The 9,796-nt window shown below is 75.4% G+C and carries 1 protein-coding gene; it reads right to left on the bottom strand.

The genetic code is table 11. From position 1 onward, the window contains the following. Positions 1 to 118 precede the first annotated feature (118 nt). Entirely contained in the window at positions 119 to 9,766 is a 9,648-nt protein-coding gene (locus JIW86_RS41490) for a type I polyketide synthase (protein ID WP_263862088.1), read from the bottom strand. Positions 9,767 to 9,796: the final 30 nt, after the last annotated feature.

The following is a 9,796-nucleotide window of genomic DNA, read 5'->3' as shown; positions in this document are numbered from 1 at the left end:
TGTGCCTCCAGATCGGTCGCCCGCCGCTTGAGCTCCCGGATCGCGGGCAGGGCGAGTTCCAGCCGACTCTGTTCAGACATCAGGAGTTCCTTCCGGGAAGTGCGGGGTGTGGAAGCTTCTAGAGTTCGAGGAGGGCGTCGAGCTCGGCGCCGATCTCGGCGACCGAGCGGGCCGGCGCCGGCGCGGCCGGGTCCGGTGAGGCCTCCGGCTCCGTCCCGGACTCCGCTCGAGCGATCCCCATGCGCCGCATCAGCAGCTCCGCGATGTCCGCCGGGGTCGGGTGGTCGAAGGCGAGGCTCGCGGGCAGCGGCACCTCGGCGGCGTTCGCGAGCCTGCGGCGCAGCTCCATGGCCATCAGCGAATCGAGGCCGAGGTCCTTCAGTACGGCCTTGCTCCTGAGCCCTCCGGGCCCGGGCAGCCCCAGGACGACGGCGGCCTCCTCCAGGACCAGCCTGGTGACCGAGGCGGCCTGCTCCTCGGGCGTCCGGCCCTCCAGACGCTTCCGCAGCCCGCCGCCCGCCGGGTCCTCGCCGGCGCGGCGCAGCGCCGGCCGGACCAGTCCCCGCAGCAGCGCCGGGGGTTCGCCGTCCAGCGCCGCGAGGTCGAGCCTGACGGGGACGAGGTTGCCGTCCGGCGAGCGCAGTGCGCGGTCCAGCAGCCGCAGGGCCTTGGCGACGGGCAGCGGTGCGATGCCCTGCCTGCGCAGGCGTCCCAGTTCGGCCTCCGTGAGGTGTGCGGTCATGCCCAAGCCCGCCTGCTCCCACAGCCCCCAGGCCAGGCTGGTCCCGCCGCTGCGGGCGGCGAGGGCGTCCAGGTAGGCGTTGGCCGCCGCGTACGCGCCCTGCCCGGCGGAGCCGAGGGTTCCGGAGACGGAGGAGAACAGCACGAACGCCGACAGGCCCAGATCCGCGGTGAGTTCCGCCAGGTGCGCGGCCCCGTCGAGCTTGGGGGCCAGCACCGTGCGCAGACGTCGCTCGTCGTAGTCGAGCAGCAGGCCGTCGTCGAGGACGCCGGCGAGGTGCAGTACCGCCGACCAGTCGCCCGCCGAGGACAGTACGCCGGCCACCTGGGTCCGGTCGGAGACGTCGCAGGCCAGCACCCGGACGGATCGCGCACCGGCTCCGGTCAGTTCCGCGACCAGGCTTCCGGCTTCCGGGTTCCCGGGGCCGCTGCGCGAGGTCAGCACCAGGTCGCGGACCCCGTGCTCGGTCACCAGGTGCCGGGCGACCGCCCTGCCGAGTTCGCCGGTGCCGCCGGTGACCAACACCGTTCCGTCGGCCACGGAGCCGGCGCCGGCCGCGGCGCCGGCCGCACCGGCCGCACCGACCGCGCCCGCCGCGGTCAGCCGGGGCGCGAGGAACTCCCCGCCCCTGACGGCGAGTTCGGGCTCGCCGGACACGGACAGCGCCGACAACAGGGTGGGGGCGTCGATCCGGTCGCAGTCGACGATCCGGAGGGCCGCCTCCGGGTGCTCGCGCCGCGCCGCCCGCAGCAGCCCCCACAGGGGGGCCTGGGCGAGGCCGCGCACCCGGTCCCCGGGGCGTGCGGCGATGCTGTCCCGGGTGATCCACACGAGCTCGAGGCCCCTGCGGGGCACCAGTCGGCGCAGCAGGTCCAGCGCGCGTGCGGCCGACTCGTGGGCGGCGGCGACGCCCTCGGCGAGCGCGGTGGCGTCGATCAGGATCCGGCGCGGGCCGTCTTCCGTGACCGTCTCGGACGGCGTCACGCCGAGGGCCTCGGACACCGGGCCGCTGCCCAGGACCCGGACCGGCTCCGCCACCGCGGGCACCTGAGGCACGGGCCGGAAGGCCACGCGGTAGAGGTCGGGAACGGTGAGCGCGGCACGCAGCAGGCCGGCGCTGACCGGACGCAGCCGCAGGGCGCCGACGTACGCCACCGGCGCCCCGGCGGGGTCGGTGATCGCGGCCCGGATCCCGTCGTCGCGGACGTCGACCCGGACGCGGAGCTCGGTGGCTCCCGTGGCGTACAGGCGGACGTCGGTGAACTGGAAGGGGAGCTGGGCCTCGGCGGAGGCCGGGACCGCCGCGCGCATCACCTGGAGGGCCGCGTCCAGCAGGGCCGGGTGGACACCGAATCCGCCCGGCTCGCCGGCCGGCAGCCGGACCACGCCGCAGGCCGTCCCGCCCTGCCCGCGCAGTTCGGCCACGCCGTGGAAGGCGGCGCCGTAGTCGACGCCCTGGGCGGCGAAGCCCTCGTAGAAGCCGGCGAGGTCCACGGCGGGCAGCGCGGGCACCGACCAGTCGGTGGGCTCCGGGCCGAAGGCGTCCACCAGCACGCCCTCGGCGTGGGTGCTCCAGGTGCCCGTGCCCTCCGCCTTGCCGTGCAGGGTCACCGGTCGCCGTCCGCCGTCGGCGGGGCCGATCCTGACCTGCACGTGTACCGCGTCCTCCAGGACCATGGGCCGCGACAGGGTCAGCTCGCCCACGCTGGCCGCTCCGGCCTGGCCGGCGCCCGCGAGGACCATGTCCAGCAGCGCGGTGCCGGGGACGACGACGGTGCCGAAGACCACGTGGTCGGCCAGCCAGGGCTGGGACGACGCCGACACCCGGCCGGACAGCACCCAGCCGCCGTCGGCCAGTTCGGTGACCTCGGTCAGCCACGGGTGCCCGGCTCCGGAGCCTGAGCCGTCCGGCCAGAAGCGCTTGCGCTGGAAGGCGTAGGTGGGAAGGTCGACTCGGCGGCGGCCCTCGCCCAGGAGCGGGGCCCAGTCCGGCCCGGCACCCGCCGTGTGCGCCCTGGCGACCGCGAGGGTCAGTGCCTCGGGACCGGACCGGTCGGCACGCTGGGTCGGGACCACGACGGCGTCGTCGCCGTCGAGGCAGTCCTCGATCATGGCGGCGGGCGTTCCGTCGGGGCCGATGTCGAGGAACCGGGTGACGCCTTCGCCGCGCGCGGTACGGATCGCGTCGGCGAACCGGACCGGCTGCCTCACCTGGCGCACCCAGTGGTCGGGACCGCAGTCGGTGACGGTCCGCCCCGTTAGGTTCGTCACCAGCGCGATGCGCGGCGGGTGGAAGGTGAGCCGCTCGGCCACGCTCCGGAACTCGTCGAGCATGCCGTCCATGTGCGCGGAGTGGAAGGCGTGGGACACGTTGAGCCGCTTGGTGCGGCGTCCGGTGAACCGCCCGGCCACCTCGGCCACGGCGTCGGCGTCACCGGCGATCACCACGGACCGCGGGCCGTTGACCGCGGCGAGGTGCACCCGCGCGGACAGCAGCGGGGCCACCTCGTGCTCGCCGGCCTGGAGGGCGAGCATCACGCCGGTGTCCGGCCGGGCCTGCATCAGCCGGCCGCGGGCGGCGACCAGCGCGCAGGCGTCCTCCAGGGAGAGCACGCCCGCCACGTGTGCGGCGGAGAGCTCGCCGACGGAGTGTCCGAGCACCAGGTCCGGCGTGAGCCCCCAGCTCTCGAGGAGCCGGAACACCGCCACCTCGAAGGCGAACAGCGCGGGCTGGGTGAACTCGGTGCGGCGCAGCGCGTCCGGGTCGTCGATGACCTCGGCGAGCGGACGGCGCAGGTGCGGGTCGAGTGCGGCGCGGATCTCCCGCCACGCGGCGTCGAACACCGGGTACGCCGCGCGCAGATCGGCGCCCATGCCCGCACGCTGGGTTCCCTGCCCGGCGAAGACGAACGCCGTCCGGCCGTCGTCCGCCGAACCCTCCACCACGGACGCCGAGGACGCCCCGTCGGTGATCGCGCGCAGCCCGGCGAGCAGGTCGCCGGTGTCGCGGCCGACGACGACGGCGCGTTCCCGGAAGGAGGTGCGCGAGGTGGCCAGGGAGAACGCCAAGTCGGCCGGGTCGGTGCCGGGGTGCGTCCCGACCCGGACGGCCAGCCGGGACGCCTGCTCGCGCAGGGCTTCCGGGGTCCGCGCGGACAGGGTCCAGGGCAGCAGGGCAGGACGGGGGCCGGCGGCCGGTTCCTCGGCCCCTGCCGGCGGTTCCTCGGCCCCGGCGGCCTGTTCGAGGATCAGGTGGGCGTTGGTACCGCTGATGCCGAACGAGGAGACGCCGGCCCGCCGCGGGCCGTCCGCGTCCCAGGCGACGGGGCCGGTGACGAGCCGGAGGGAGCCCTCCGACCAGTCGACGTGGCGGGAGGGGGTGTCGGCGTGCAGGGTACGGGGCACTGTGCCGTGGTTCATGGCCAGCACCATCTTGATCACTCCGGCCACGCCCGCCGCCGCCTGCGTGTGCCCGATGTTGGACTTCACCGAGCCCAGCCACACCGGCCGTCCGGAGGCGCCGTAGGTGGCCTGCAGTGCGCGTGCCTCGATGGGATCGCCCAGCGTCGTGCCGGTGCCGTGGGCCTCCACGACGTCCACGTCGGAGGCTTCGAGCCCCGCCGCGGCGAGAGCCTTGCGGATGACCTGCTGCTGGGCCCGGCCGTTGGGCGCGGTGAGCCCGTTGGACGTGCCGTCCTGGTTGACGGCCGAACCGCGGATCACGGCCAGTACCGGATGCCCGTTGCGCCGTGCGTCGGACAGCTTCTCCAGCAGCAGCAGTCCGCTGCCCTCGGACAGTGCCGTGCCGGAGGCCCCGTCCGAGAAGGCGCGGCACCGTCCGAGGGGGTCGAGGCCGTGCTGCCGGCTGAATCCGACGAACAGTCTCGGTGTGGCCATCACGGTGGCGCCGCCGGCGACGGCCATCGCGCACTCGCCCCGCGACAGGGCCTGCGCGGCGAGGTGGATGGCGACCAGCGAGGCCGAGCACGCGGTGTCCACCGTGACCGACGGCCCCTCCAGGCCCAGTGCGTAGGAGACGCGGCCGGAGACCACGCTGGCGGCGCTTCCGGTGAGCCCGAACCCCTCGGAGCCGTGCGGGGTGCCCAGCGAGGCGTAGTCCTGGCCGTTGGTGCCCAGGTAGATCCCGGTGTCGCTGCCCTTCAGCGCGGCCGGTGCGATCCCGGCCCGTTCCAGCAGCTCCCAGGACCCCTCCAGGAGGATCCGCTGCTGCGGGTCCATGGTCAGTGCCTCGCGGGGGCTGATCCCGAAGAACTCCGGGTCGAAGTCGGCGGCGGCCACGAAGCCGCCTTCGCGGACGTAGCTCGTACCGGGGTGGTCGGGATCCGGGTGGTACAGCGCGGACAGGTCCCAGCCCCGGTCCTCGGGGAACGGCGTGATGGCGTCCCCGCCGTCGGAGAGCAGCCGCCAGAAACCCTCCGGGTCGCGTACTCCGCCGGGAAACCGGCAGCTCATGGCGACGATCGCGATGGGCTCGCCGGCGCCGGCCTCGGGGGCACCCGACGGGGCGGCCTCGGGGGCGGCCGCCGGGGTGGCGGTGGCGGTACGGGCGGCCGGGGCGGTCTCCCCGGCGGCCGGGTCGGGCTCCTCGTGCAGGTACGCGTCGAGGATGTGCGCGGCGACCTGCGCGGGCGTGGGGTGGTCGAAGATCAGCGTGGTGGGCAGCCGCAGGCCGGTGACCGCGCCCAGCCTGTTGCGCAGTTCGACGCCGAGGACCGAGTCGAAGGCGAGTTCCCTGAAGGTCCGCTCGACGTCCACCGCCTCCGGCGTCGGGTGGCCGAGCACAAGGGCGGTCTGCGCCCGGACCTCCTCCCGTGCGGCGCGCATCCGGCCGTCCGCGGGGAGTTCGGCCAGGCGCCGCCGGAACGCGGGCTCCTGGACGGCCGAGGCGTCCCGGCCGTCGGGCAGGTCGGCCAGCAGGGCACTGGGGCGGGTGGCCGTGAACACCGTGCGGAACCGGTCCCAGCGCACGTCCGCCACGGTGACGCAGGGCTCCGCGGACGCCACGGCCCGGTCCAGGGCCAGCAGGGCCAGATCCGGTGCCATCGCGGGTACGCCGTGGCGGTCGAGGACCTCCTTCACCGGCCCCCGCGCCATGCCGTCGCCGGCCCACGGGCCCCAGGCCACCGAGGTCGCGGGCAGCCCCTGGCTGTGGCGGAGCGCTGCCAGGCCGTCCAGATAGGCGTTGCCGGGCGCGTAGTTGCCCTGGCCCGGGACGCCGACGGTCGCGCCCCACGAGGAGAAGAGCACGAACGCGTCCAGTCCGGGGGCGAGTTCGTGCAGGTTCCAGGCTCCCTGCGCCTTCACCCGCAGCGCCGCGTCGACCCGGTCGGGGGTGAGGTCCTGGACGAGCCCGTCGTGCAGGGCTCCGGCGGCGTGCACCACCGCGTCGGGCCGGGTCCGCTCGACGAGCCCGCGGACCGCTTCCCGGTCGGCGACGTCGCAGGCGACGATCTCGACGCCTGCCCCGAGCCGCTGGAGATCGGCGGTGAGGGCCCGCGCCCCGGGGGCGTCCGGCCCGCTCCGGCTGACCAGCACCAGGCGTTCGGCGCCCTGACCGGCCAGCCGGCGCGCGACCTCGGCGCCGAGCGCGCCCGTTCCGCCGGTGATCAGCACCGTCCCCGTGGGGCTCCAGCCGCGGGCCGGACCCGCGGCGGCGCGGACCAGCCGGCGGCCGTACGGTACGGAACCCCGGATCGCGACCTGGTCCTCGCCGTGGTCGCCGGTGAGCACCCCGGCCAGTACCCCCGGGTCGTACGCGGAGGACAGGTCGATGAGGCCGCCCCAGCGCTCGGAGTGCTCCAGGGCGACGACCCGCCCCAGCCCCCACACCAGCGACCCCTCCGGGTCGACCGCCTCGTCCGCGACGGCGGCGGCGTCCCGCGTCACGCACCACAGCGGGGCGCTCACGCCGGCGTCCCCCAGCGCCTGCACGGCGGTCAGGGTCGCCGCGTAGCCCGCGGGAACCCCCGTGTACCCGGTGTACGGCCCGTCCTGCGCCACCGGCAGGCAGAGCACGCCGTCGCAGGCCGTGCCGCGCAGCCGCGCGGCGAGCGCACCCCGGTCGAGGCCGGGTTCGAGCTCCATGAGGGTGACGCGCAGGCCCTGTCCGGTCAGGGCCCCGGCCACCGAGCGCGCCCAGGCGTCGCCGGCGGGCGCGAGGACCAGCCAGTCGCCCGGGCGCACCGCCGGTCCGGGAACCTCCTTCCAGGCGGCCTTGTACTCCCAGCCGTCCACGACGGACTCCGAGGTGCGCCGCCTGCGCCAGGAGGCCAGGGCGGGCAGGACGGGGGCGAGGGCGTCCCGGTCGAGGCCCAGGGTGCGGGCCACCCCGTCGAGGTCCTCGCGGCCCACCGCGTCCCAGAACGGCGCGTCCTGCGCCGGCCCGCCGCCGTCCGCCGCGCCGTCGATCCAGTACCGCTGGTGCCGGAAGGGGTACGTGGGCAGGTCCACGGTGTTCGCCCGCTCGAAGGCGCGGCTCCAGTCGACGTCCACCCCGGCGGCGTACGCCTCGGCCAGGGCCGTCAGGAAGCGGTCGCCCTCCTGCCTGCGCAGCGTTCCGACGGTGCGCACCTCGGCGCTCTCCTCCACGCCCATGGTGAGCACGGGGTGGGGGGTGCACTCGATGAACACGCTGCGGCCCTCGGCGGCCAGCTCGCGCACGCACGCGTCGAGTTCGACCGTGGAGCGCAGGTTCCGGTACCAGTAGCCCGCGTCCAGGGTCGCCGTGTCGATCCGGCCGACGTCGACGGTGGAGAAGAAGCCGGCAGCCCCGGGGCGCGGCCGGATACCGGCCAGGTCGGTCAGGATGTCCTCGCGGATGGCCTCCACCTGCGCCGAGTGCGAGGCGTAGTCGACCGGGACCCGCTTGGCGCGGATCCCGGCGGATCCGCAGTGCGCGAGCAGTTCCTCGAGCGCCTCCGGGCTGCCGGAGACCACCGTGCTGCGGGGCCCGTTGACGGCCGCCACCGACAGCCGGTCCGGCCACCGCCCGGTCAGCCGCAGCGCGTCCGCCCGCGAGCACACCAGGGAGACCATGCCGCCCCGGCCAGCCAGACCGCGGCGGATGGCCCGGGCCCGCAGCGCCACCACGGCCGCCGCGTCCTCGAGCGACAGCGCGCCGGACAGGCACGCCGCGGCGATCTCGCCCTGCGAGTGCCCGAGCAGGACGTCCGGGTCGACGCCGAAGTGCTTCCACAGCCCGGCCAGGGACACCATCATCGCCCACAGGGCGGGCTGTACGACGTCCACCCGTTCCAGGGCGTCCGCGTTCCCGATCACCTCGGTGAGCTTCCAGTCCACGAACGGTCCCAGCGCCGCCTCGCACTGCGCGAACCGTTCGGCGAACACCGGTGAGGAGTCGAGCAGTTCCGCGGCCATGCCGGCCCACTGGGCACCCTGTCCGGCGAACATCAGAACCGGGCCGCGCCCGCGGCCGGATCCGACGACCAGGTCCGGCACCTGGGCTCCCGACGCGAGCGCCTCCAGCCCCCGGCTCAGGTCCGCGGTCTCCCGTCCGAGCAGGACGGCCCGGTACTCGTGGTCGGCGCGGGTGGTGGCCAGGGAGAAGCCGACGTCGGCGGCCGACAGGCCGGGGTGCGCGGCGAGGTGGGCGCGCAGCCTGCCGGCCTGTTCCCGCAGGGCCTCTTCGGAGCGCGCCGACAGCACCCAGGGGATCCGCGTCCGCGCGGCGGGTTCCCGGACCTCGGCGGCCCGCGCCGGCGGCGGCCCGGCCAGCGCGAGGTGGGCGTTGGTACCGCCGTAGCCGAAGCTGCTGACTCCGGCCAGGCGCGCTCCCTGGGGCCACGGCTGCCGGTCGGTGACCACGGCCAGGTTCGCCGCGTCGAAGTCGATGTCCGGGTTGGGCCGGCGGAAGTGCAGGCTGGGGGGCAGCTCGCCGTGGAAGAGCGCCAGGGAGGTCTTGAGTACGCCGAGCACTCCGGCGGCCGGTTCGAGGTGGCCGAAGTTGGTCTTGGCCGACCCGATCCGCAGCGGCTCCCCGGTCTTCCTGCCGTCGCCGAACACGCTGCCCAGGGCCGCGGCCTCGATCGGATCGCCCCGGCGGGTCCCCGTGCCGTGGGCCTCCACGTACGACACCAGGCCCGGGTCCGTTCCGGCCTCCCGCCAGGCCGAGCGCAGCACTTCGGCCTGCGTGTCGGCGCTCGGGGTGGCCAGGCCGTCGGTGGTGCCGTCGTTGTTCACGGCGCTGCCGCGGATCACCGCGTAGATCCGGTCGCCGCTGCGCCGGGCGTCGCCGAGCCGGCGCAGGACGACGACGCCGCAGCCTTCGCCCCGTACGTACCCGTTGGCGTCCGCGTCGAAGGCGCGGCACTGCCCGTCGGGGTTCTGCGTGCCGAACTTGGACATCGCGACGGTGGTGTGGGGGTGGAGGATGAGGCTGACCCCGCCGGCCAGCGCGAGGTCCGACTCTCCGGAGCGCAGGCTCCGGACCGCCTGGTGGATGGCGACGAGGGACGAGCTGCACCCGGTGCCGACGGACATCACCGGGCCGCGCAGGTCGAGGGCGTACGCGATGCGGGCCGGGATGATCGAGGTGTCCGTGCCGATGGCGGTGTGCGTGCGGATCTCACCGGCGGACGCCCCGGTGGCCAGGTGGTACTCCTGCCACATGGTGCCGAAGAACACGCCGGTGGCCGATTCGGCGAGCCGGTCGGTGCGGATCCTGGCGTCCTCGACCGCGGCCCAGGCGACCTCCAGGGCCACCCGCTGCTGCGGATCCATCTGGGCGGCCTCGGTGGGCGAGATGCCGAAGAACGCGGCGTCGAACCCCGCGACGTCGTCCAGGAACCCGCCCCAGCGGGTCGTCATCTTGCCGGGCGCCGAGGGGTCGACGTCATGCCAGTCATCGGCTCTCCACCGCTGCGGGGGGACCTCGCCGATGGCGTCGATCCCGTCCAGCAGGCCCTGCCAGAGCGCTTCGGGGGAATCGATCCCGCCGGGGAGGCGGCAGCCGAGTCCGATGATGGCAATGTCGTCGGCGTTCATCACGCATCCTCACTTGGGGCAGGTGAAAGG

The organism is Streptomyces sp. NBC_00162 (assembly GCF_024611995.1).
GTDB lineage: Bacteria > Actinomycetota > Actinomycetes > Streptomycetales > Streptomycetaceae > Streptomyces.
Note: the sequence above shows the minus strand (reverse complement) of the source record. Positions and strands in the feature narration are given on the sequence as shown.

What these genes read in the sequence shown, in the direction of transcription:
- JIW86_RS41490 (WP_263862088.1), bottom strand. Translation starts at nt 9,766, where the DNA reads ATGAACGCCGACGACATTGCCATCATCGGACTCGGCTGCCGCCTCCCC.